The organism is Glutamicibacter sp. NPDC087661 (assembly GCF_044743275.1).
In the GTDB taxonomy this organism is placed as follows: domain Bacteria; phylum Actinomycetota; class Actinomycetes; order Actinomycetales; family Micrococcaceae; genus Glutamicibacter.
This window is the reverse complement of record NZ_JBIUWE010000005.1, coordinates 1-23,957: the sequence shown is the minus strand read 5'-3', so window position 1 is coordinate 23,957 and position 23,957 is coordinate 1. Positions and strand designations below refer to the sequence as shown.

Annotated in this window: 21 protein-coding genes, 1 tRNA gene and 1 pseudogene; 8 read left to right on the top strand and 15 right to left on the bottom strand. The window is 58.6% G+C overall.

The features are described from left to right. The first annotated feature begins 42 nt into the window (after positions 1 to 42). From deoC to ACIOTN_RS13540, 3 genes are all read left to right on the top strand, one after another. Positions 43 to 729 carry a deoxyribose-phosphate aldolase gene (deoC, locus tag ACIOTN_RS13550; RefSeq protein ID WP_400290567.1) on the top strand — a complete coding sequence of 229 codons (687 nt, stop codon included), beginning with the start codon at positions 43 to 45 and terminating at the stop codon, positions 727 to 729. Positions 730 to 764: 35 nt separating this feature from the next. Continuing rightward, positions 765 to 1,022, top strand: coding sequence for a hypothetical protein (locus ACIOTN_RS13545; protein WP_105657110.1), 258 nt, complete (start codon positions 765 to 767; stop codon positions 1,020 to 1,022). Positions 1,023 to 1,106: 84 nt separating this feature from the next. Beyond that, on the top strand, positions 1,107 to 1,601 hold the full coding sequence (locus ACIOTN_RS13540) for a tetratricopeptide repeat protein (protein ID WP_332498369.1): 495 nt from the start codon (positions 1,107 to 1,109) through the stop codon (positions 1,599 to 1,601). Between the two features lie 60 nt (positions 1,602 to 1,661). Here ACIOTN_RS13540 and mfd read toward each other — a convergent pair whose 3' ends face one another. After that, positions 1,662 to 5,276 carry a transcription-repair coupling factor gene (gene mfd, locus ACIOTN_RS13535; RefSeq protein WP_105657108.1) on the bottom strand — a complete coding sequence of 1,205 codons (3,615 nt, stop codon included), beginning with the start codon at positions 5,274 to 5,276 and terminating at the stop codon, positions 1,662 to 1,664. Positions 5,277 to 5,516: 240 nt separating this feature from the next. Here mfd and ACIOTN_RS13530 point away from each other — a divergent pair, with 240 nt between their 5' ends. Together ACIOTN_RS13530 and nhaA are read left to right on the top strand one after the other, a co-directional pair. Beyond that, positions 5,517 to 6,011, top strand: a complete 495-nt coding sequence (locus tag ACIOTN_RS13530; protein ID WP_105657107.1) for a DUF2505 domain-containing protein — start codon at positions 5,517 to 5,519, stop codon at positions 6,009 to 6,011. Between the two features lie 170 nt (positions 6,012 to 6,181). Beyond that, positions 6,182 to 7,531 (top strand): Na+/H+ antiporter NhaA, encoded by a 1,350-nt coding sequence (nhaA, locus tag ACIOTN_RS13525; protein ID WP_402735503.1) that lies wholly within the window; start codon positions 6,182 to 6,184, stop codon positions 7,529 to 7,531. An 80-nt stretch (positions 7,532 to 7,611) separates the two neighbouring features. On the opposite strand, the gene sufU is transcribed toward nhaA, so the two are convergent. From sufU to ACIOTN_RS13500, 5 genes and pseudogenes are all read right to left on the bottom strand, one after another. Then, positions 7,612 to 8,064, bottom strand: coding sequence for a Fe-S cluster assembly sulfur transfer protein SufU (gene sufU, locus ACIOTN_RS13520; protein WP_105657105.1), 453 nt, complete (start codon positions 8,062 to 8,064; stop codon positions 7,612 to 7,614). Beyond that, positions 8,065 to 9,357: a SufS family cysteine desulfurase gene (locus tag ACIOTN_RS13515; RefSeq protein WP_105657292.1), complete on the bottom strand. Its 1,293-nt coding sequence runs from the start codon at positions 9,355 to 9,357 to the stop codon at positions 8,065 to 8,067. It lies immediately after the preceding gene. 257 nt (positions 9,358 to 9,614) lie between these two features. After that, positions 9,615 to 10,196 (bottom strand): aminoacyl-tRNA hydrolase, encoded by a 582-nt coding sequence (gene pth / locus ACIOTN_RS13510; RefSeq protein ID WP_105657104.1) that lies wholly within the window; start codon positions 10,194 to 10,196, stop codon positions 9,615 to 9,617. 42 nt (positions 10,197 to 10,238) lie between these two features. After that, positions 10,239 to 10,511, bottom strand: a pseudogene (locus ACIOTN_RS13505) (50S ribosomal protein L25); the annotation flags it as partial. Positions 10,512 to 10,725: 214 nt separating this feature from the next. Beyond that, positions 10,726 to 11,022 (bottom strand): hypothetical protein, encoded by a 297-nt coding sequence (locus ACIOTN_RS13500; protein WP_146112922.1) that lies wholly within the window; start codon positions 11,020 to 11,022, stop codon positions 10,726 to 10,728. Between the two features lie 568 nt (positions 11,023 to 11,590). On the opposite strand from ACIOTN_RS13500, the gene ACIOTN_RS13495 reads away from it, so the two are divergent. Then, positions 11,591 to 12,292: an HpcH/HpaI aldolase/citrate lyase family protein gene (locus tag ACIOTN_RS13495; RefSeq protein WP_402735612.1), complete on the top strand. Its 702-nt coding sequence runs from the start codon at positions 11,591 to 11,593 to the stop codon at positions 12,290 to 12,292. 136 nt (positions 12,293 to 12,428) lie between these two features. Here ACIOTN_RS13495 and ACIOTN_RS13490 read toward each other — a convergent pair whose 3' ends face one another. From ACIOTN_RS13490 to ACIOTN_RS13480, 3 genes are all read right to left on the bottom strand, one after another. Continuing rightward, positions 12,429 to 13,409 carry a ribose-phosphate diphosphokinase gene (locus ACIOTN_RS13490; protein ID WP_105657098.1) on the bottom strand — a complete coding sequence of 327 codons (981 nt, stop codon included), beginning with the start codon at positions 13,407 to 13,409 and terminating at the stop codon, positions 12,429 to 12,431. A gap of 72 nt (positions 13,410 to 13,481) precedes the next feature. Next, positions 13,482 to 14,933, bottom strand: a complete 1,452-nt coding sequence (glmU, locus tag ACIOTN_RS13485) for a bifunctional UDP-N-acetylglucosamine diphosphorylase/glucosamine-1-phosphate N-acetyltransferase GlmU (protein ID WP_402735502.1) — start codon at positions 14,931 to 14,933, stop codon at positions 13,482 to 13,484. Positions 14,934 to 15,066: 133 nt separating this feature from the next. Then, positions 15,067 to 15,141, bottom strand: a tRNA-Gln gene (locus tag ACIOTN_RS13480). 197 nt (positions 15,142 to 15,338) lie between these two features. Here ACIOTN_RS13480 and ACIOTN_RS13475 point away from each other — a divergent pair. Further along, positions 15,339 to 17,129 carry an ABC-F family ATP-binding cassette domain-containing protein gene (locus ACIOTN_RS13475; RefSeq protein ID WP_105657291.1) on the top strand — a complete coding sequence of 597 codons (1,791 nt, stop codon included), beginning with the start codon at positions 15,339 to 15,341 and terminating at the stop codon, positions 17,127 to 17,129. Between the two features lie 390 nt (positions 17,130 to 17,519). On the opposite strand, the gene ACIOTN_RS13470 is transcribed toward ACIOTN_RS13475, so the two are convergent. Beyond that, the gene (locus ACIOTN_RS13470) at positions 17,520 to 17,975 is read right to left on the bottom strand and encodes a hypothetical protein (RefSeq protein ID WP_166650658.1); all 456 of its coding nucleotides are present in this window, start codon (positions 17,973 to 17,975) and stop codon (positions 17,520 to 17,522) included. Here ACIOTN_RS13470 and ACIOTN_RS13465 point away from each other — a divergent pair. Next, on the top strand, positions 17,965 to 19,269 hold the full coding sequence (locus ACIOTN_RS13465; RefSeq protein ID WP_402735501.1) for a CocE/NonD family hydrolase: 1,305 nt from the start codon (positions 17,965 to 17,967) through the stop codon (positions 19,267 to 19,269). The two genes, ACIOTN_RS13470 and ACIOTN_RS13465, sit on opposite strands and share 11 nt — an antisense overlap. A 285-nt stretch (positions 19,270 to 19,554) precedes the next feature. On the opposite strand, the gene ACIOTN_RS13460 is transcribed toward ACIOTN_RS13465, so the two are convergent. The 5 genes from ACIOTN_RS13460 to ACIOTN_RS13440 all read right to left on the bottom strand — a co-directional run. After that, the gene (locus tag ACIOTN_RS13460) at positions 19,555 to 19,803 is read right to left on the bottom strand and encodes a type II toxin-antitoxin system RelE/ParE family toxin (protein ID WP_105657094.1); all 249 of its coding nucleotides are present in this window, start codon (positions 19,801 to 19,803) and stop codon (positions 19,555 to 19,557) included. Further along, positions 19,800 to 20,063, bottom strand: coding sequence for a type II toxin-antitoxin system Phd/YefM family antitoxin (locus tag ACIOTN_RS13455; protein WP_105657093.1), 264 nt, complete (start codon positions 20,061 to 20,063; stop codon positions 19,800 to 19,802). The genes ACIOTN_RS13460 and ACIOTN_RS13455 overlap by 4 nt, the downstream gene beginning before the upstream one ends. Positions 20,064 to 20,335: 272 nt before the next feature. Then, entirely contained in the window at positions 20,336 to 22,663 is a 2,328-nt protein-coding gene (locus ACIOTN_RS13450; RefSeq protein WP_133833059.1) for a helix-turn-helix transcriptional regulator, read from the bottom strand. 180 nt (positions 22,664 to 22,843) lie between these two features. Continuing rightward, entirely contained in the window at positions 22,844 to 23,653 is an 810-nt protein-coding gene (locus tag ACIOTN_RS13445) for an SdrD B-like domain-containing protein (RefSeq protein ID WP_402735500.1), read from the bottom strand. Next, positions 23,640 to 23,957, bottom strand: a 318-nt coding sequence (locus ACIOTN_RS13440; protein ID WP_402735499.1) for a hypothetical protein, incomplete at its 5' end; no start/stop codon positions are given. The genes ACIOTN_RS13440 and ACIOTN_RS13445, both read right to left, overlap by 14 nt.

Sequence of the window (23,957 nt, the reverse complement as noted above, 5' to 3'; positions counted from 1 at the left end):
CTTCATTTGAAATGATTGAAATCTTTATTGTTAGAGGAAATGATGACTGAACTAAGCGCCCGCGAGATCGCAAGCTACATCGATCACACCCTGTTGGCTCAGAATGCTTCCCGCGAACAAGTTGTGCAGATCTGCGACGAAGCCAAGAAGTACGGCTTCAAGTCGGTCTGCGTCAACCCGTTGTGGGTTTCCACCGTTTCGCGCGAGCTGGAAGGCTCGGACGTACTGACCTGCTCGGTCATCGGTTTCCCGCTGGGTGCCTCGGCCACCGATACCAAGGTATTCGAAACCAAGCACGCAGTTGCAGACGGTGCCAACGAAATCGACATGGTGATCGACGTTGCTGCCGCCCTGCGTGGCGATCGGGATGCCTTGGTCAACGAGATCTTCGCCATTGCGCAGGCCGCGCATGAAGGTGGAGCCATCTTGAAGGTCATCATCGAAACCTGCTTGCTCACCGAGGAAGCCAAGGTCCTGGCCTGCGAGGCCGCAAAGGCCGCTGGCGCTGATTTCGTCAAGACTTCCACCGGTTTCTCCACCGGCGGCGCGACCGTCGAAGACGTCGAGCTGATGCGCAAGACCGTCGGCCCGGAAATGGGTGTCAAGGCCTCGGGCGGCGTTCGCAGTGTTGAAACCGCGCGGGCCATGATTGCGGCCGGTGCGACCCGGCTAGGTTCTAGCTCAGGAGTTGCTATCCTAGAGGGAGAGCAAAGCGGTTCCAGCTACTAGGAAATCGCACCAATCCGTTTTCCCAAGGAGAAAAAGTGTACTCGAACGGCAAGAACACTGCCCATTCCGGTGAAGGCCGCCTTGTCGGCAATATCGTCAACCTCGTGATCTTCTTCGTGATGTTCTCGGCTGGCGTCTACACCTTGGGCTACTGGACCCTTGAGGTTGCTTGGTGGCCGACCCTGGTCAGCTTCGCTCTGATGTTCTTGGCTTTCGCTATCCCGATGCACCTGATGGGTCGCGCGGAAAAGGCTGAGGATCTGGTTGCGGCAGCTAACGCCCACCAGAATTAATTAGAACTTTTCAAGAGAGGGAAACCCGTGTCCGGGTTTCCCTCTCTTGCGTTTAAGCTGCCTTGCCTCGCTTAGACTGGCCCCATGGAATCATGGGATCAGCGCATCGAAGAGTTCTGGAACTCAGCCAATGGCAAACGCCCTGAACAGTTGCGCACCGAACTGGCACTCCTGGTGCAGGGCAAGGTTCCGCAGGATCCGCGGGTGCTCTTCGAGGTCGCGTCCCTGCACGACTACCTAGGGGAAGAAGAACAAGCGGTCGGCCCCTACCGGGCGGCACTGGAAGCTGGGCTGGAAGCGCCAAGGCACGATGAAGCGCTGCTCCAGCTAGCCAGCACGCTGCGCAATCTCGGGCAGTACACCCAGTCCATCGAACTGTTGCAGCAGATCACTGCCGATTCACCGATCTTTACCGACGCCCAGGCCTTCCTGGTTCTGGCCCTGCACGATGCCGGGCAATCCACCGAAGCGGTCCAGCTGGCGGTCAGCGCATTAGCGCGCCATGCCTCGCTCTACGCCCGGGCGATCAAGGGCTACGCCGGAGAACTGGCCTCGCCTGCTGCCTCGGGCCAGCGGTAGCAAACGCCGGCCAGCAGCCTGCCGGAAAAGGCATCCTACTGGCCCGCGAGTTCAACCGAATCAGTCCTTTGCTGCCGGTGCAGGTGTTGGCTCGAAAATAGCGTAGAGCAGCTTCTCCGCCCACTCCAGGATCTCCCCGTCGGCCAAGTCCCGTCCGCCAATGGGCGAGGTCTTGGGCTTCGGGATGAAGATCGAATTCAGCGCCGGCTTGTTCGCAGCCCCCGGGTACAGGCGTTCCAAGCGCACCTGGCGCGAAGCTGGCAGGTCTTCAATTCTGGCCGGAGCCAGCTTGATGTGGTTGCCGACCTGCTGGATATCGTGCAGCCCCGCAGCACGCGCGCGAATACGCAGGGCCGCCACGCGCATGAGGTTCTCCACCGGAGTTGGAAGCTTGCCATAGCGATCCACCAGCTCATCGCGGACTTCACCCAGCGCCTCGTCGGTCTCGGCCTGGGCAATGTTGCGATAGGCTTCCAAACGCAGTCGTTCACCAGGTACATAGTCGTGTGGCAGGTGGGCATTGACCGGCAGGTCAATCTTCATCTCGGCGGCTTCTTCCTCGCCTTCGCCCTTGTAATCGGCCACGGCCTCGCCTACCAGGCGCAGGTACAAGTCGAAGCCCACACCGGCGATATGCCCGGACTGCTCGCCACCCAGCAGATTACCGGCTCCACGCAGTTCCAGGTCCTTCATGGCCAGCTGGTAGCCGGAGCCAAGCTCGTTGTGCGCGGCAACGGCTTTCAGGCGCTCCAGGGCGACCTCCCCCAGCGGTTTCTCTACATCCCACAGGAAGTAGGCGTAGGCACGCTCACGGCCGCGCCCTACGCGCCCGCGCAGCTGGTGCAGCTGGGACAGGCCGTAGTTGTTCGCGCGGTCCACAATCAGCGTGTTCGCATTGGAAATATCCAGGCCGGTTTCGATGATGGTGGTGGAGACCAGCACGTCGAATTTCTTCTCCCAGAAGTCCTGGATGATCCGCTCCAGCCGGGATTCGCTCATCTTGCCGTGCGCTACCTCCACGCGCGCTTCGGGGGCCAGCTCGCGCAATTCGGCAGCTACCCGCTCAATGGAGCTGACCCGGTTGTGCACGAAGAACACCTGGCCATCGCGCATCAGCTCACGCTTGATGGCCGCGGAAATCTGCTTGTCGCTGCGTGGACCCACGTAGGTCAGCACCGGATGGCGTTCTTCGGGCGGGGTCGCCAAGGTGGAGGTTTCGCGGATGCCGGTCAGCGACATCTCCAAGGTACGCGGGATCGGGGTGGCGCTCATCGCCAGCACATCCACGTTGGTGCGCATCTTCTTGAGCTCTTCCTTGTGCTCCACTCCGAAGCGCTGTTCCTCGTCAATGATGACCAGGCCCAGGTTCTTGAACTCCACGTTCTTGGAGAGCAGGCGGTGGGTGCCGATGACAATGTCCACGCTGCCGTCCTTGAGGCCGGCCAGGATTTCCTTCGATTCCTTGGCGCTCTGGAAACGCGAGAGGGTCTTCACGCGGACTGGGAAGCCCGAATAGCGTTCGGTGAAGGTCTGGTGGTGCTGGGAAGCCAGCAGGGTGGTAGGAACCAGCACGGCAACCTGCTTGGAGTCCTGGACGGCCTTGAAGGCGGCGCGAACCGCGATTTCGGTTTTGCCAAAGCCCACGTCACCGGAAATCAACCGGTCCATCGGGATTTCCTTCTCCATATCGGATTTCACCTCGTTGATGGCGGTGAGCTGATCCGGAGTCTCGATGAACGCGAAGGCTTCCTCCAGCTCGTTCTGCCACGGGGTGTCTGATGCGAAGGCGTGGCCACGGCTGGCCATGCGTGCCGAGTAGAGCTTAATCAGGTCGCCAGCAATTTCCTTGACGGCCTTGCGCGCCTTGGACTTGGTGCTGGCCCAGTCCGAACCGCCCATTTTGGACAAGGTCGGCGCTTCGCCGCCGACATACCGGGTGACCATATGCAGCTGGTCCATCGGGACGAACAGACGGTCCCCCGGGGCTCCGCGCTTGGAAGAGGCGTACTCCGCCACCAGGTACTCGCGCTTGGCATCCTTGCCCGAGCCATTGACCTTGCGGGCCACCAGCTCGACGAACTTGCCGATGCCGTGCTGTTCGTGGACGATGTAGTCCCCGGCCTGCAGGCTCAGCGGATCAACGGCATTGCGCTTGCGCTTGACCGTCAGCTTGCGGCCCTTGCGGTTCGGGTACGCGCTGGAGCGGCCCAGCAAGTCTGCTTCGGTGAGCAGTCCCAGCTTCAGTTCCTCGAAGACAAACCCGCGGCCGGCGGTGGCCTGGGTGATCTCGATCAGTCCAGCGGTGGGTTCCGCGGACAGGTCATCCACCCTGTGTGCCGGGATCTTGAACTCGGCGAAAAGCTCCGAGAGGCGGGCTGCCGGGCCGGGACCCTCGGTAGCCACGACGAAACGCCATTGGTCCTTGACGCGTCCGGCGATGAATTCCATCATCGCCTCGATGTCGCCCTGGTAGCCGTGCGGTTCACGGGCCGGGACACGGATGGTGGCCGCGCCCAAATCCAGCTCGTCATCGGCGCCCAGGGAGGTAATAGCCCACCAGGAAACCTTGGCGGCTTGTGCGTGTTCTACGGTTTCTGCCAGCGAGGCAAAATCACCGGTAGCCAGCTTTCGCTCGGAATCCGCGGTGGTCAGATCCAACGGAGCGCTGGCTCCATCCGAAGCCGAAGCCCACGCGGCAGCCAGGAATTCGGCATTGGTGGCGTTCAGGTCATGCGCGCGGGCGCGCACGCGCTCTGGCTCCATCACCAGCGCAATGGACGATTCCGGCAACAAGGACAGCAGCGGAACCATCTTGTCCACCAGCAGCGGAGCCAAGGATTCCATGCCTTCAACAGCGATGCCGCCGGCAATCTTGGTGAGCATTTCCTGGGCCGCCGGGAAATGGTTCTTCAGATTCGCTGCCCGGCTCATCACCTGCGGGGTGATGAGCATTTCACGGCAGGGCGTGGCAATGATCCGGGTGGGACCGGGATCATCAGTGGACCGCTGATCTGCGATGGCGAAGAATCGCATCGAGTCGATCTGGTCCCCGAAGAAATCAATGCGGACCGGATGGTCCAATGTCGGCGGGAAAACATCGATGATGCCACCACGCACCGCAAACTCGCCGCGGTGCGTCACCATGTCCACTCGGGCATAAGCCGCAGCAGCCAAGTCCTTGATGACTTTATCGAAGCCCGGCTCGGCATCCAGTTCCAGGATGACCGGGCGCAATTCGCCAAGGCCGGCGACCAACGGCTGCAGCACGGCACGAATTGGAGCAATGATGATGTTTAGGCTCTCATCCCGGTCGTGCAGCCGGCGCAGCACTTCCAGGCGGCGTCCCACGGTATCGCTTCGCGGCGACAAGCGCTCATGGGGCAAGGTTTCCCAAGAAGGGAACTCGGCGATCTGGCCTGCCGGGAGGTAGGCACCCAGTGAGCTGGAGACTTCTTCGGCTTCACGGCCGGTCGCGGTGACGATGAGCGTCACCCCCGAATGCTTGCTTTCACGCAGCGCCTGGCTGATATGCGCCGAGAGGATCGGTCGCATGCCCTGCGGGGCCGCGATTTCCAGCTCTTCGCTGCGCGTCGGGTAGTCATGAGCTGCGCGTTGCCCAATACGCCTGAAGGAAGGTTCCTCGCGCAGGAAATCATGAAGTCCGCTTAGGCTCATGGGGGTTCGGGTCCTCTCATGCAGACGCTTGGCCGGGTGCATTCATACTGTATTACGTCGAAACGACACCACGAACGCCGACCGTAAATGTTTTTCCACGGCCGGAAACGTCAATATGCTGTTTTGGGTGCAGTCCTAGCCTACCCAATGCGGCTTTGCAGATAGTGTTAATACTGTCCGTTGCCGGGCCTGCGATTTCGTTGCCCGGCCACTTAGATTTCCAGATTGGGATTAGCTTTCATGGCATTGAACGCAAGCACTCAGATCGCCCACCCTGCAGACCAGGTCATCGCTACGCTTAGCGATCGTGGCTTTGCCGAGCACCTGACCAAGGTCGCCAACGGTTCCTTGACCGATTTCTCCGTGAACGGCGATACCGCAGGCGCCTTCACCGTGACCACCGTTCGTTCGGTCCCCACCGATCGCGTTCCGGATATCGCCCGCAAGTTCGTTGGCGCGACCATCGAGATCACCCAGGTAGACCAGTGGACAGCACCAGATGCTGCCGGCAACCGCTCGGCTACGGTAAAGATCTCCGTTGCCGGTGTTCCGGTGACCGTCAGCGGCACCGAACAGCTCAAGGCCCAGGGCGAAACTTCCGAATTCTCCATCGACGCCAAGGTTTCCTCGTCGATTCCATTCATCGGCGGCAAGTTGGCTTCGGCTGCGGAGCCTTACCTGGGCAAGGCACTGAATTTGCAGGCTGCTCAGGTCAATGCCTGGCTTTCGAAATAAGCCACTCCGAATAGTTACGTTTCACATTCAGTCCCCGGACGTGCGATTTCTCGCAAAGCGTCCGGGGATTTGTGCTCTGAAGCACTGTTCGCGCTAGGGTTGGTGACAGGTGTGCCGGGAAGTCTGGTCGGCGAGAAATATTCATTTAACGAAGTAAGCGAGTTAAAAGCATGACCCAAACTCCGTCTTCGGGTTCCAGCAAGAACCTGTTTTCGCGCCCCAGCTATAAAGAATCTATCCGTATCGGCGACATCCTGCGCAAGGAAACCGTCGGCGGCATGGTACTCATCGCCGGCGCTTTGCTGGCATTGATCTGGGCTAACACCCCGCTGCGCGAGTCCTACTTCGCACTGCGTGACTTCCACTTCGGACCTACCCTTTTCGGTGTGGATCTGAATCTGTCCATCGGCCACTGGGCTGCCGATGCTCTGCTGGCGGTGTTCTTCTTCCTGACCGGCTTGGAGCTGAAAAAAGAATTCGTCATTGGCGATCTGCGCAATGCGAAAACGGCAGCCGTACCGGTAGCGGCCGCTTTTGGCGGCGTGCTGGTGCCGGCATTGATCTTTGTCGCTATCGCTTCCATGTCCGGTGGCGGTGAGTTGTTGCGTGGCTGGGCCATTCCAACCGCAACAGACATTGCGTTCGCCGTGGCTGTGCTCGCGGTGATTGGTTCGGCGCTTCCCGCAGCGCTGCGCATCTTCCTGCTGACTCTGGCTGTAGTCGATGACCTGATCGCTATTGTCATTATCGCCGTCGTATTCACCGATGACCTGAAGCTGTCCTACCTGGGCCTGTCGCTGATCCCCATCATTCTCTTCACGGTCCTTGCCCGTTTCCTTGGCAAGTTCTTCGCCAAGCGTGCGTGGGCCGCGTGGGCAATCCTGCTGCCGCTGGGTGTCATTACCTGGATCTTCGTCTTCGGCTCCGGCATCCACGCCACCATCGCCGGTGTGGTCTTGGGCTTCTGTGTCCCGGTCAAGCGCACCGATGGCCGTGACGGCATCGGCCTGGCTGAACGATTCGAGCACCGTTTCCGCCCGCTGTCCTCCGGCATATGCATTCCCATCTTCGCCTTCTTCGCCGCCGGCGTGACCGTGATTTCCCCTGACAATGGCAGCGGCGGCCTGCTCACCGATCCGGTGTTCTGGGGCATCGTGCTGGGTCTGGTGCTCGGCAAGCCGATCGGCATTATGGGCTCGACCTGGGTGCTGACCCGGTTCACCAAGGCCTCGCTGGACAAGGATGCCCGCTGGGGCGACCTGCTGGGTGTCACGTTGCTGGCAGGTATCGGTTTCACCGTATCCCTGCTGGTCTCCGAATTGTCCTTCGGGTTGGAGTCGGCGCACTATGAGCATGCCAAGGTAGCAATCCTGGCTGGTTCATTCGTTGCCGCGATCCTCGGTGCCCTGTGGCTGATTCCCCGTAACCGCCGATACAAGGTCATCCACGCGCGCGAGACCCGCGATGCCGATAAGGATGGCATCCCTGATGTGTACCAGCAGGACGACGAAGGAAAGTAGCCTTCTGGAATCCTGAAGAAATAGCTCGGGCGCCGGCTTCCACATGTGGAAGCCGGCGCCCGAGCTATTTGGTTTTGCTACTATTTGCGGGCCTCGTGCATGGCGACCTCAGCGGCTACCCAAGCGAGCATTGCGCACTTGACGCGTGCGGGGAACTTCGAGACGCCGACGAAGGCAGCGGCGTCTTCCAGCACCTCTTCATCCGGCTGGAAGTTTCCCTTGGAGCGCATCATCTCGCGGAAATAGTCCCTCTTCCCAAGAAATTCTTCCTTGGTCAGCTCAGGCAGCATCTCGGCCAGCACCGAGGCAGAGGCCATGGAGATGGAGCACCCATCGCCTTCCCAGCTCATCGACGTGAAATGCTCCTGGTCATCAAGCTCTACGCGGACACGGATCTGGTCGCCGCAGATCGGGTTGTGCTGGTGGGACTCGCCGTGCAGCAATCCTTCGGTGGTCTCAACCAGCGGCGAACCGATGCGGCGCTTCGAGTGGTCCAAGATGACCTGTTGGTATAGCTGATCCAATTCGTTCATTTAAACTCCAAAGTATTCGCGCACGGAGCTCAAGGCCTCAAGCAGGGCCTTGATGTCTTCTTCCGTGTTGTACAGATAGGTGCTGGCGCGGGTCGTGGAATTCACGCCCAGGGCGCGGTGCAGCGGCTGCGCACAGTGGTGGCCCACGCGTACCGCAATGCCGCGCGAGTCGAGGTATTGGCCGACATCATGCGGGTGCACCCCGATCACTTCAAACGGGACAGTACCGATACGCTGCGCGTCGGCCGGACCGAAGACGCGCACGCCTTCGATTTTCGAGATGCCCTCATAGAGCATTGCTCCGAGGTGCTCTTCCCAGGCCGCGATACGGCCCATGCCGATTTCATCCAGGTAGCTGACTGCGGTAGCCAAGCCGTGGGTCTGGGCGATGCGCTGGGTTCCGGCCTCGAAACGCTGCGGCGATGGCATGTATTCTGCGTGCTCCATGTCCACCACGGTGATCATCGATCCACCCGTGAGGAACGGTGGCATTGCGTTGAGCAGTTCTTCACGGCCGTAGAGTGCGCCGATTCCGGTTGGGCCGAGCATCTTGTGGCCGGAGAAGGCCATGAAGTCAACGTCCAGGGCTTTCACGTCGACCGGCAGGTGCGGCACGGACTGGCATCCGTCCAGCACGGTCAGGGCCCCGACCTTGCGGGCAGCGTCAACGAACTTCTGGGTATCGGTGATGGTACCCAGCACATTCGAAACGTGGGTGAAGGCAACGAGCTTGGTTTTCTCGGTAACCAGCTCATCAAGCAATTCGTAGCGCAGTGCACCATCTTCGGTGACGGGCACATAGCGCAGCGTAGCACCGGTGCGGAAAGCCAGTTCCTGCCACGGGATCAGGTTCGCGTGGTGTTCAAGTTCGGTGGTGAGGATTTCATCGCCCGGGCCCAAGCGGAATCGGGCCGCGGCCTCTCCCCCGCGCCCCAAGGAGGCATTGGACATCGAGTAGCTGATCAGGTTCAGCGCTTCGGTGGCATTGGCAGTCCACACCAGTTCGTTGGTGCGTGCACCGATGAACTTGGCGACCTTCTCGCGTGCTTCCTCATAGATCTCGGTAGCTTCAACTGCCAAGGAATGCGCACCGCGGTGTACTGCTGCGTTGGCGTTCTCGTAGTAGTGCTGCTCGGCTTCATAGACGCAACGCGGCTTCTGGCTGGTGGCGCCGGAGTCCAGGTACACAACGTCAACGCCGTTGACTTGGTGCTCCAGAATTTCAAAGTCGGCCTTGATGCGCTCAACTTCTCCAGCTGTCAACGCCTCAAGGGCTTCTGGCTGACCGGTCATCGTGTGCACGTGGTCCTCCGAATAATTGTCATGGATGCCGGACAGGCCGTGGCAAAGAATCGTCACAGGCCTATTAGGCAAGGGGTACATTGGGTAATTATTCCACTCCGGGCCTCGAAGCACATCTAAGTTAGGCCTTAGTAAGGAACGCCTCGGTCCATAGCTTTCCTAATTTAATGAAGTCGAGGACCGCTGCGGACCGTTCAAGTCCCCAGCGGTCCCCGCTTGGCTTCACCGCGCCCCATAGGGATCAGCGGTCAGCTGATATGGAATTTTGCCTGGGCAGCTTCCAATCCCGAGTTCATCAGCAATTCCACTGCGTCAGCGCAATTGTCGATCAGAAACGGAAGATCGGCCTTTTCGGTCTTGGAGAAGTCCTGCAAAACCCATTTGGCAGTATCCATGCGGCCCGGAGGGCGCCCAACGCCTGCGCGCACGCGCAGGTAGTCCTTGGAGCCCATGGCCTTTGAGATATCCCGCAGGCCGTTATGCCCGCCTTCACCGCCACCGCGCTTGAGCTTGATGGTATCGAAGGGAATGTCAATCTCGTCGTGCACGACAATCAGCCGGGCGGCATCGATGCCGAAGAACTTCGCCGCGTTAGCTACCGGCCCGCCCGAAAGATTCATGAAAACCATGGGCTTGGCCAGCACGATGCGTGGACCGCCAACCCCCATGCGTCCTTCGACAACCTGGGAACGCGAGGAGTGGGTCTTGAATTTCGAGCCGACTCGATGAGCCAGTTCATCGAGCACCATCTGCCCGATATTGTGTCTATTGCCAGCGTAGCCGGACCCGGGGTTCCCGAGTCCGGCTACGAGCCAAGTTCCATCACTCATGATGCTCAGCTAAAACCTAGGTCGCTGTAATTAGGCAGCGATGATCAGGTCCATGTGATCAACGGTGCGGTTCAGCGCGTGGATCTGGATGTCCTTGATGGTGGTCTTCACGGTCTTGCCTTCGATGTTCAGAACCAGCTCAACACCGCGGTCGCGAACGGCCAGGGTGGTTTCGCGGCCTGGAAGCAGTACGTGCTGTGGCTCGGAGCCTGCACCGTAGACAACTGCTGGGATCTGGCCATCGCGGCGAGCCTGGCGGGCAGCGCCCTTGCCGAAATCGCTACGTACAACGGCGTCAAGGTTGACAGATGCCATGATAATTCTCCTTAGGAAATGAATGCTTCGTTAAGGCCCTTGCGTGGACTCGGGAAGCATCCAACATCTAGGAGATGAAAGAGCTTTTCCGGCCTTGTCGATAACGGTCCCACCATTGCTGGTGTTTCCCTCGCCTGGGCACAGTCAACAATTCTACCAGCTGCCATCGCCAACGGGAAAACCTGTAGCGAACGCCACTATTCCTGGATTCCGCTCAACGGCTTTGGAAAATAAAAGTATCGTCCAGCGTAAAGCCGTGGGCGTCATCGCAGCGATAACCGCGCAGCCACGGCACTCCATCCACCATCCGCAGATAGAATCCGCGCGGGAATTCCTGATCGCCGGGTGCCGCGGAAGCGACGGTCAACGAATCAGCCGGCTTCTTCCCATCACTGAGCACTGAATTGTTGGAAGACGCTTGGTCTAGGAAATCCAGTCGCATATACGGGCCGGTCATGGCGGGGCACAACTTCAATCCGACGCTGACTGCGCGTTCAAGGACCTGAGTCAACGTTGCTCCGACCTCCAGACCAAGCTGTCGCAGATTACGACTTACCACGGTCACCTTTTGGGGCCGACACAACCTCATCGAAAATCCGGTGGGCTAACAGCATTTTGGCGTAGTCGTTAAGCTGAACCCCTGTTTGGACCATGCGTTGCAGTAGCTCAGCGCGTTCCAGCCCTCCCACAGCGACCTGGCGTATGCCAAGTTCCATGCTGCCCCTCTTGGTCCTTGATCCACCATAAATAATAGTTTTCCGTGTCTGTATAAGGCACCTTCACCGGGCATTTTCTCGGGCGGGGTATATGGGAATCCGAAGTGTTTGAAAACTCGGTGTTTCAAAAATTAGCCGAGTCAAGAACACGTATATCCCGTATGACGACCGGCTTACGGAACACTTCCCTGCGATACATCTTTGAACTTCAACTCAATGCAGGATTCTTGAAAATGCCCAACGTACATGACGAAAGGATGAAGCACAAAACACATACTGAATCGTCTTGCCCACGGAATAGCTGTAAATTTTCTATGGACTGCCTGCTGTTCGTTGGCAGTATTCTAGGAGGACAACTTGGCAATGTATTCAGGTCGTGGGCTGTGGCATTTTCTTGATTCACCGGCAATTCTGGCAACGACCTCAAGGATGGGTTTCGGTTGGCACGGGTTGGACATGCAGCATGGCCTGTGGAGTGAACCCCAAATAATTTCCGCTCTTGCTGAGGCACCAGGTGGAAACATCGCCGTGCGGGTTCGCAGCGGAAGCTACGCAGATATTGGGTTTGCCCTCGATGCCGGTGCCACCCACATCATGGTTCCCATGGTCAATACGGCCGAAGAAGCCCAAGACGTAGCCCACGCGGCAAGGTACGCTCCGCAGGGCGGGAGAAGCTGGGGACCGATGAGTGCGCTGTTCGGGGCACCCGTGCTTAACCCCCAAGAAGCGAACTCTCGAATTCACCTGTCGTTGATGATCGAATCCGCCGAAGGACTGGAAAACCTGGACGCAATCCTTGGCACACCGGGCATCGACTCCATATTCGTGGGCCCGGTCGACTTGGCAATGAGCCTTGGAACGGACGTGGATTCGTTGCTCGCCGCCAAGGACTCTCCGCTTGGATACATAGCAAAAGCGTGCCATGACCACCATATTGAAGTAGGTGCTTTCGCAGGCTCGTCGGTCAGGGCCAGCGCCTTCGAAGGACTCGGCTACGACTGGGTGGCCACCGATACGGATATGGGACTCCTTAAGGCAGGTGCCGCACTAGCCCTCGATGGCTGATTCTGCCGTTGACGGGCAGGATTCCGATTCCCCTGACCCGCTCAGCGTTCCTCTTACGGGCACTGTCAATGATCGGTTAACCGCCTCTGGCCGGCACCCTAAGGTGCCGGCCAGAGGCTTTGCGAAACGAGGGCTGCTAGGCGCGGCCGTCAAACAGGTTCGTGACCGAACCGTCGTGGAATACTTCCGAGATCGCGCGGGCGATCGTCGGGGCAATCGAGAGCACGGTGAGGTTCTCGAAACGCTTCTCTTCAGGGATTGGCAGGGTGTTGGTGACAACAACCTCGCGGGCACCGCAATCAGCCAAACGCTGGGCGGCCGGATCCGAGAAGACCGCGTGGGTAGCCGCGATGATGACGTCCTTGGCGCCGGCTTCCTTCAGCACGCGCACAGCGCCTGCGATGGTTCCGCCGGTGTCGATCATGTCGTCGATCAGGATCGCGATGCGGCCCTCCACCTGGCCAACCACGGTCTTGGACTCGGCCTGGTTAGGCACCGTCAGATCGCGGGACTTGTGGACGAAGGCCAGCGGGGTGCCGCCCAGTCGATCTGCCCACTGCTCGGCAACGCGCACGCGGCCGGTGTCAGGGGAAACCACGGTGACTTCATTTACATCGACCTTGGACTTGATGTAGTCAGCCAGCAGCGGGAAGCCGAACAGGTGGTCCACCGGACCGTCGAAGAAGCCCTGGATCTGTGCGGTGTGCAGATCGCAGGAAATCACGCGGTCAGCACCGGCGGTCTTGAACAGGTCGGCAACCAGGCGGGCCGAGATCGGCTCGCGGCCGCGGCCCTTCTTGTCCTGGCGCGCGTAAGGGTAGAACGGCGCCACGACAGTGATGCGGCGGGCCGAAGCACGCTTCATCGAGTCAATCATGATCAGCTGTTCCATCAGCCAGTTGTTCGTTGGTGCTGGGTAGGACTGCAGCAGGAAAACGTCCTTGCCGCGAACCGACTCATCCGAACGCACGTAGATCTCGCCATTGGCGAAGTCGTAGGCGTTCAACGGCAGCAGTTCGGTGTCGAGTTCCTTGGCTACTTCTGCAGCCAGCTCAGGGTGCGCACGACCGGTGGCCAGCACCAGCTTCTTGTCGACGTTATGGCTGATTTCACTCATGGGGTTTGCTTTCTCGCTCGCTTCGCTATCACGTATGAGGTTGTTGTCGAGGAAATGAAGTCTGTAGCTGAATTACTCGGAAGCCGAAGAGTTCAGCGAGGACTTGAACGCTGCGTCAGCCGAGGAGGTGCCTGGGCGCTTTTCCAGCGTCCACCCCTCGGAGTTGCGCTGCGGTGCCACAGACAGTGCCAAGGCACCGGCCGGGACGTTCTTGCGGACGATGGCTCCGGCTCCGGTGTAGGCGCCGTCCCCGATTTCAACCGGGGCAACGAATACGGTGTTGGAGCTGGTGCGCACATGCGAACCGATCTTGGTGCGGTGCTTCTTTTCGCCATCGTAGTTTGCGGTGATGTTGCCGCAGCCGATATTGGTGAATTCACCGATTTCAGCATCTCCGGCGTAGCCGAGGTGCGAGAGCTTGGAGCCACGGCCAATCGTGACGTTCTTGGTTTCGTAGAAGGCGCCGATCTTGCCATCCGCACCGAGGTCGGTGCCGGGACGCAGGTAGGCGAACGGGCCAACCGAGGCGCCATCAGCGATGCGCGAGTCGGTGGCGTCGGTGCGCTTCACGGTAGCGCGCTGGCCAACAACCACGTTGGTCAGGGTGCTGTCCGGGCCAACGGTGGCATTGGCGCCGATGATGGTCTCGCCGTGCAGCTGGGTGCCTGGCTTGAGGGTGGCGTCCTGGCCGATCATGACGTCAGCGTCGATCCACGTGGTCGCCGGATCAACGATGGTCACGCCCTGGCGCATCCAGAATTCGGTCTTGCGCTCGTTGTAGATGCGGGCCAGATTGGAAACCTGGACGCGGTCGTTGGCGCCCTCGATCTGCCAGCGGTCAGCGATCTGCGAGGAGGCGACGCGGCCACCGCGGCCGCGGGCGATGGCGAGCACATCGGTCAGGTACATTTCGCCCTGCGCATTTTCGGTGGTGACCTCGGTCAGCGCCGAACGCAGGATCTGGGCATCGAAAGCGTAGATGCCGGAGTTGATTTCCTTGATCAGCAGTTCTTCTGCCGAAGCGTCCTTCTGCTCGCGGATTCCTGCAACCTCGCCCTGTTCATCGCGCAGGATGCGGCCGTAGCCGTTAGGGTCATCCAATTCGGTGGTCAGCACGGTCACGGAGTTGCGGTTCGACTCGTGCGTAGCAACCAGTTCCTGGAGCACCTCGCTGGTGAGCAACGGCACATCGCCATAGGTCACCACAACGGTGCCTTCAAGCGATGGGTCCACGGCTTCCAAGCCCAACTGCACGGCGCGGCCGGTACCCGGGATTTCATCCTGGTCGGCAATGGTGATGGAAGGGAACTGTCCCAGAATGTGCTCTGCGACCAGATCACGCTGGTGGCGGACCACCGCTACCAGGTTCTGCGGCTCCAACGCGGAAGCCGCGTAGAGTGCGTGGCCAATCATGGACCGACCTGCGATTTCATGCATGATCTTCGGCTTCGCCGATTTCATGCGAGTGCCAGCGCCGGCGGCTAGGACGATGACAGCTACTGGTGCGTTGACCTGATCACTCAAGTGCATTCTCCTGCAAATTGGATTCAAGGTTTTGGGCAGAGAAGTAAAACCTCAAAGCAAGTCTATCGCGAGCTTCGGGGTGCGCTGAAACTGTTTAAAAAATAAAAGCGCCACTTGCGTGACGCTTCATCATTGGTTCCGCCCCTAGGATTCGAACCTAGAATGCACAGCTCCAAAGGCTGGCGTGTTGCCATTACACCAGGGCGGAAAATGGCTTGCGCAGGTCATGCCCGACAAGCACGCTAATTATTCTGCCATGATCAGCCCAATGTGCGAAATCGCAAAACACCGTAGCTAAACTCACTTTTATTCTCTGCTTTAAACTGCCCAAGTCCTCTGGCACGGCACACGCTCAGATGGTCCTGCCAGGGCCTCGATTTGCTCCCGGAACGTAAAATGGAAATTGTGGCTCATTTACTCGGGGGCGAAGCCCTACATCTGGAATATCCCACCCATGTCGTTTTCGACTCGGTAACCATCGGCATTTCCGATGGCGACCGCATCGGCCTGGTGGGTCGCAACGGCGAAGGCAAGTCCTCGCTGCTCGGCATGCTCTCCGACAGGATCGAGCCCAACTCCGGGCGTGTTACCAAGCGCAACGGCCTGCGCGTGGGCGTGCTGGACCAGTCAGACACCCTGGATCCCGAAGCGACCGTGCACTTCTGCGTGGTGGGCGAGATGGACGACCACGAGTGGGCCGGCGAAGCGCGCATCCGCGACATCATCTCCGGGCTGGTCGCCGACCTGGACTGGGAAGCGAAGGTCAGCACCCTCTCCGGCGGCCAGCGCCGCCGCGTGGCTCTGGCCGCGCTGCTGGTGCAGGACTGGGACGTCGTCATCCTGGACGAACCGACCAACCACCTGGATGTCGAAGGCATCTCCTGGCTCGCCGAGCACATCAATAACCGCTGGTCCAAGAACGCCGGCGGCCTGATGGTCGTCACCCACGACCGCTGGTTCCTCGACGCGGTCTGCACCACCACCTGGGAAGTGCACGACCGCCTGGTCGAGCCCTTCGAGGGCGGTTACGCCGCCTACGTGCTGCAGCGCGTGGAACGCGACCGCATCGCCGCGGTCACCGAAAACAAGCGCCAGAACATGATGAAGAAGGAACTGGCCTGGCTGCGCCGCGGCGCCCCGGCCCGTACCTCCAAGCCGAAGTTCCGCATTGAGGCAGCCAACCAGCTGATCGCCGATGTCCCGCCGGCACGCAACCCGCTGGAGTTGCAGAAGATGGCCACCAGCCGGCTGGGCAAGGACGTCATCGACCTGCTGGACACGGAGGTCTCCTTCGGCGCCAAGCAAGTACTCAAGCCCTTCACCTGGCGCATCGGCCCGGGCGAACGCACCGGCCTGCTCGGTGCCAACGGTGCCGGCAAATCCACCTTGCTGGGCCTGATCGCCGGGACCGTGGAGCCAACTGGCGGCAAGATCAAGCGCGGCCAGACCGTGAAGCTGGCCGTGCTGGACCAGCAGTTCCGCGAACTGGAGCAGATCGGCCAGGACAAGGTCCGCGAAATCCTCGCCCGCTACCGCACCACGTTCAATGTGGATGGCAAGGACCTGACCCCGGCCCAGCTGCTGGAGCGCCTGGGCTTCTCCTCGGCACACCTGTCGACCAAGGTTGCTGAACTCTCCGGCGGCCAGCGCCGCCGCTTGCAGCTGCTGATGATCCTGATGGATGAGCCCAACGTGATGATCCTCGATGAGCCCACCAATGATGTCGATACCGACATGCTGGCGGCCCTGGAAGACCTGCTGGATTCCTGGCCCGGCACCTTGATCGTGGTCTCCCACGACCGCTACCTGCTCGAACGCGTCACCGACCAGCAGTACGCGATCCTGAACGGCAACTTCCGCCACGTGCCCGGCGGCGTGGACGAGTACCTGTTGCTGCGAGCTGCCGAAGGTTCCACTGGCGGGTCCAATCCTTCGCAGGCTTCTTCCGAAACTGCCGCCAAGCCTGCTGGCCCTTCGGGCGCAGAGCTGCGTGCCGCGCAGAAGGAACTGAATGCCAATGAACGCAAGGTCGGCCAGCTAGAGGAAAAGATCGCCAAGGTCCACGCCAAGATGGCCGATCATGACCAGAGCGACTATGAAGGGCTGGGCAAGTTCACCGCTGAGATCAACGAGTATCAAGCGCAGATCGACGAATTGGAAGAACGGTGGCTGGAACTGTCCGAGCTGCTCGGATAGCGTCTGCGTACTGTGACTGAGCTGGAGGATCCGGAAACGGTCATTGTTGAGACACACGCAGACGAGTTAAGGCGACGCTACTGTTAGTTTATTTGGTACTGGCTTGCCACGTTACTGGCTGTGTACGGTTCCTAAAATATCACTGCCGTGCGCCTTTAGAAGGGTCCCTGCGACAGTCCCGTCGACGATTCATTGGTGAGGGAATCCAGCTCTCCAGCTACTTGCGACGCCACACGGATGTATTCCAGAGCTGATTCAAGGCTTATATCTCCCACCCCATGAGCGGCGGCATTTCGAAGCGAAGCTAGTTCGGTCACAGCATTTTTTCAGATTACTGGGGGCGGAGGAATCTCTTCGAAAGGCGGTGATGGACGATCCAGCACGTGAGGGCTAGGAACCAACAGCCTTAAGATACTTTCCGACTTGCCGCTCAACCTCGAGAAATGCGTTAATAACCCCGGCCGATGGTTTCACCTTCGCGAGTTGCGATGAGAGCTCGTCCGATGGCTCAGAGCCAACAGTCTGCTCTTGACCTAAACTCTTGATTCCTTCGGACAGGACTTTGACTGCAGCGGTGCTCCACGAAGCCTCAAGCCAAGGACTTTTCAGGCTTTCCATGCTGGGCAAACGGTCTTTTATCGCTTCCAAGAGACTTTCTAATCCAGTGCGGAACTTCATAAGTAGAAAAATGACGGCCAGTGGCCGAGCAAGAGAAGCTACCACCGACGAAATAGAGACGAAGACGTCGGGCCAAAGATCGTGCGCTGACGTTTCGACTGGAAAAAAATATACTGCAAACAATGAATACACCACCCGCACTTTCCAAAATGGAGTGATGTCGATCAAGGACGTCTTGGGATGGGCCACCAACCCAATCGTCGGGCCAGCCATGATCGCGACCAAGCCCGAGCCGGAGCGTGCTGCGATCAAGGACGAACTCGACGCCTTGAATGCAAATCCAGCGGCAAAATACCGTAGGCTTCCAATGTCCGATTTCCCATTCTTCCGTCATTTCCCGACGTTGCTGGAAGACCGCCTGAACCACCGAGATGATCCGCAGTTCTTTTCCGAGAGCTGCGTCGAGCGCGAGGAAGCGGCACGCATCGAAGTTCCAATCGCCCACATTGGCGGTTGGTTCGACCTCTTTACCCGCAATACGGTGCGGCAGTTCGAGCTGGCCAGCGAGATGGCATCGACCGATCAGCTCCTGGTCGTCGGCCCGTGGCAGCACGGAAACTTCGTCAGCGAAAAATTGTCTGGCGTCAAACTTCCTGGCAGCACGGTGGATACCAACCAGATCGTGTTCGATTGGATCGCATCGCGCAATCGAGACAGCAAGCGAGATGAGTCGAGCCCATCGGCGTACATCTACGTTTTGGGTGCCAACAAGTGGCGCGCTGAGCAACAGTGGCCCATCGCTGGAACCAAGGTCACCTCCCACTACCTTCGCGCCGACAACAGGCTCAGCGTAGATCCAGGCCCAGAAGGTGAACGCTCATTCGACTACGATCCGCGCAACCCATACGATGCCAAGTCCGTCGTTGGTGGCCTGCCCGATGTCGGAGCACATCACGACCACCCTGGGGTCCTGGTCTACCAATCGGACGTGCTTACTGTCCCGGTCGAGATTACCGGATGGCCAAGCGTCGAGCTCAAAGCTCGAACCTCCTCCACAGACGTCGACTGGCTGGTTGAGCTGAATGTCGTTTCAGCATATGGAACCTCGCGGCTTTACAGCGAAGGCATCACCCGCGCACGGTACCGGAATGGCCGGGACAAGCCCGAGGCCGTGGTGCCAGGCGAAGAAGTCACCTACACCATCGAGATGCGCCCGACCTCGGTCCAAGTCCAACCCGGAGAAAGGATTGAAATTGCCATCTCGGGCGGCAAGTTCCCCACCTACGAACGCAACCCAGGCAGCTTCATCGACCTGAATACGTGCACCGAAGATGACATGGTCGTCTCGCACAACGACATCTTGTCCGGCGTAACCGGTTCCAAGGTGAATCTGCCCATCGTTTCAGTCGAAGCACAGGGGGAATGGATCAAGAACCCTTGGCCTGGTTCCCTCAAGTGGCGCCTGACCATGGGCTTGACGGCACGGGCGCTGATGTCGGTTTCAGGGCACGCGACGACCTGAGCTGAATACTGGCAACTGCCCCGTGGCGCTGAGCGCGCCACGGGGAATTGTGTTCGTACGCCGGTTATGTGGAGTGATTACACACAGCTGAAAGTCTCAGGATCATTCACCCCGCAGCGGGCGAAGGTCGAGCAACGGCATTGATATCTCGCAATGCCTGCATGAACCATGCGCGATCCGCCTAAATAAGGCCAAAGCGAATGAATCGCTCAACGACTAGAAATCATTGATAACGGAGCCCCAGACGCGGCTAGCTGACAATTCAGGCGACGACTACCTATAAACCTAGCGACGATGCGCCACTCGGGCGACCGTGACGACAAGAACCTCGTCCATCGCTTCATAAAGTACCCGGTAGTCACCAATACGAATCCGCCACGCGTTAGTTTCACCTACTAGTTTCTTACACCCGCTAGGACGAGGATCCCTCTCCAGATGAGCAATACCTAACAAAACGCGACGCCGTATACCAGGGTCTAGCTTCTTCAGTTCTTTAGCAGCCGAAGTGGTAAATTCGACGCGGCAAGAGGTCACGCGTCGAGCTCAGCGCGCAGTTCGCTGAGGCTAATGCGCTCGCCATCATCGACCAGCTTGGCGGCTCGATAATCGGCGACATCCCGGAACATCTCCAGTTGCTCCAAAAGCTCAAAATCTTCAGGTCCAATGAGGACCGCAGCAGGCTTTCCATTCTTCGTAATCTGCACACGCTCATGCCCATAGCTAGCACGGCTAACAGCATCAGCAAGACCATCGCGAAGTGCGCGAATCGTGACAGAGGAGGTGATGGAGTTCATTCTTCTACGATATCATTTGTGTACACAATATACATAATGGACAGTTTCAATTGAAAACTAAAGCATCGGCGGTGCGTGTCAAAATCGTCGTTTACGACACATCAATCAACTTCCCTTGACGATATTTTCGACAGTTGAAAAATCAACAGATTTTCCAAGTCATTTCGTAGTTAAACCCAGTTCCATAAACCGCCTATCCGTAAAGCACTCTTCCCACGAGTATTGATACATCTAGGCTCATTGGATATCTCTTGGGGCTTACCAGGCGCTGATTAGTACCCCCAACGTGTGGCAATTTTTAGTGCTTCTGCTTTTGAATTCACATCCAACTTGCGGTATAGAGAACTAATCTGGGATTTAACAGTATTAGGCGAGACAAAAAGCTCATCTGCGATCTGACCGCGTGAACGGTCCGCACGCAGGCCTGCGAGCACACTGAGTTCACGATCAGTCAAAACAGGCCTGACTTCGACACTGGTGGGTGGCATAAAAATCTTCAATCTGCCCAGCTGATCGGAAGTAAGTTGCAGCAACTCTTCCAATTCCAACATGCTCCCGCTCATCCAAAACGGGGCCAAATCAATCAGCTCACCATCCAATGCATGTCGTTTTGCAATGTCCTCCAGGACGCCTTCCGGCAGCACCCCAATGTAACGTGCTGCTAGCCGCGTATTTCGGATCAGATTATCGTGCCGGGCTCCAGTCACTAAGCTCGGCGTTGCCGCCAGAACAGCAAGAGCCCCGTTGCGGTCCCCCCGATACAGTCGATACAGCGCACGGGTTGCAATGAGTTCAGGTGAAGAAGCGGGTATTGTGGACGCGCCTTGATGGTTCAACGCATTGAAACCACCCTCAACACCCAGAAATGCTGCGGCATGATGCAAGGCTCTACCGGCCATGGGTGAATTGGCTGCATAGGGGCGGGAGAGCACAAGTGCCCCCAGAATCCGGTGCGCTGCCTCTGCTCGATCAGTCGATGCCGCATGGATGGCAAGTAGCAGCGCGTGCACCGCCCAAAACTCATCGTTATCAGGCTCATCTGGCAGTTGACCAAGTACTGAACCCAATTTTCCGATATCCAACTCGGCGAAAGCCACGAATGCTTCGGCAAGTTCTGCAGCTCGACCGACCATTGCCGAACCCCAACGAACCTTGGAATGATGATGGCGGAAGCTTACGAGCCAGCGACGAGCAGCACGGGTGTTGCCTTCCTGAGCATGAACCAGCGACAATTTGGATGCTGCATCCGCGGCAATAAAATGGTTTTCCGTAACCTCGGCCAAGGACCACGCAGATTCGTAAGCGGCTGCCGCCGCAGGGCGTTCGTTGGCGATATCCATCGACATTCCGGCATGTAATTCAGCCATGGCTGCCAACGATGGTCTGACATTGCCAGCAGCTGTTGCCTGCCGGACCGCACGACGTAGACGGCGTGCGGCATCTGCCCCTTCGGAACCGTAGTGGCCGTGGAACCTCAGTATTCCCAACTCAACCAAGCCCGCGAAGATAGCCTCAGATTTCGGTTGCCTATAGAGCTCGATGGTGTGCTCGCGTAGCAATTGGGCAGTCTGATCCGTCAAATAGTCAGGCTCCGTTGTCGGAAAAGGAATAACCATCCGGTCTTTAACGGCCGCGGCAGCGATCTTCATCGCAGGACCATAGATTTGCGATCGTCGAGTAGCCCATCGAGGCAACCGGGTGCCTGCCTCGAATAGGAGACGTGGCTCAGTGGTAAAAAGGTCCACCCACCCATCGACGAGGACGGTGGAAAGAGCCCGCCACGAATGTCTGCCTAGTGCTGAACGTACGGCCTCGCCGGTTCTTCCAGCCGCATGCATGGATTCGATGGCGTGCTCGTGGAGCCACTGTGCACGCTGGGGCTCCCGCCACTCCAAGTCGTCAATAATCACCTGCCGAAGCAATTGGGGCATAGCCCAGTCCCCGGACAGGGAGCGTTGTGCCATGGCCGCGCGGCTAAGGGCCGAGATACTTGGAGGGTTTGGATAACGATCGCCATAGAAAGCTACCATGAGATCTTCAGTAAGTTCAGGAAGGAACGCGCACTCCCTCAATATGCCTTCAGGATCAAGAGCATCAATCCATGGCAAGGCTGCACGACGCAGCGCATTGACTGCAGCATTTTGATTAGAGGAATCCGCCAAGAGACTACGCACACAACCAGGCCAACCACCGGTCAGTTGCCATAATCTTTCTGCATCAGGGAAATCTTCTCCGGTCAACGTGGATATATCTGAAGCGGTTAAGAAAAGATCCTTGAAATCAACAACGTGAGCATTGAAATGGCGCAGCATCTTGGCGGCGGGAAAATCAGCAGGAAGAATGACCGCTATGCGTGTGTTGGGTGCACGCATCTGCTGTTCGGCAATTTTATCGAAGATCTCCTCGGGCGGAATACCCACGTTGATCAGCTCGCCTTGGCCATCGAGCCATCGTAGAGCCACCCGGTGCCGATTCGATTCTTGCGGCGCATAGATCAACAACAAGCGTATCTCCGGATCGAGGCTTGGGGCTATCCGGTCCCATAAAATCTCGGCAACAAGTTCTTCAGCGGGAGGCCTTGACTGCGTTTGGGGGTCCATGCCCAAATTATATCTTTTGACTTGGGATCTTTCGGAAGGAGTTCCGGGTAGTTTTTTGACACAGGGGCACCGCCGGACTTTAGCTCACACGGTCGAGAAATATTGCTAGGAATAGGGCAATGCCCGGATCTCCTAAATGGGAAATCCGGGCATTGCTTTTTGTATTACTTCAAGAGCTGACTAGCTGTGACGTCCGCGAGTGCGTCGAGCCAAAACTAAACCAGCCGCCGTCAAGACCAAACCAAGCGCCAGTAGCCACAAGGCAGTGAAACCGGTGCTAGCCAGTCCATCGTCTTTTGGCTTCTGCGTCTGCTGCGGTTCCTCGGAACCATCCACAGAGTCCGAGCCTGAAGGCTGATCAGACTTCTCAGCAGAGGTTGGATCCTGTGAAGGATCCTTGCTCTTCTCTGGCGACTCGGTTGAATCTTCTGCAGGTTCCTCGGTTGGATCCGTCGGGCTCGGCTCAGTTGGATCCGTCGGGCTCGGCTCAGTTGGATCCGTCGGGCTCGGCTCAGTTGGATCCGTCGGGCTCGGCTCAGTTGGATCCGTCGGAGTCGGTTCAGGATCTTCGTCTAGATAGAAGCCGAAGTCGAGAGTCCCGTCGTGATCCCCATCTTCGGTCAGACCTTCAGACTTAGCTTCCCAAGTCGAAGAGTCCTTATCCCGGTCGGTACCATTTTCCTTGGTTGGCAGGTAGCCATCCAAAGCATCAGCGGATTCCTCCCGATCAATGACCACCGTGTAAGACTCTCCATCCTTCAAGACCGGAAGATCCTTGAAGTTGTAGTAGCCATTCTCGTCAGTGGTTACCGGACCGACTGGGTTCCCGTTGACATCAACAACTTCCTTGCCGTCCGGGCCGATCAGTTTCAGCACGACACCCTCAATTGGGTCTTCGTCCTTATCCTGAATTCCGTCGCGGTTCTTATCGACCCATACATAATCGCCCAAGGAAACCGAAGGTTCCTCAGTCGGCTCAGTCGGCTCCACGATAGGTTCCGTCGGAGTCGTAGGTTCCGTCGGTTCCGTCGGAGTCGTAGGTTCCGTCGGTTCCGTCGGAGTCGTAGGTTCCGTCGGAGTCGTAGGTTCCGTCGGTTCCGTCGGAGTCGTAGGTTCCGTCGGTTCCGTCGGAGTCGTAGGTTCCGTCGGAGTCGTAGGTTCCGTCGGTTCCGTCGGAGTCGTAGGTTCCGTCGGTTCCGTCGGAGTCGTAGGTTCCGTCGGAGTCGTAGGTTCCGTCGGAGTCGTAGGTTCCGTCGGTTCCGTCGGAGTCGTAGGTTCCGTCGGAGTCGTAGGT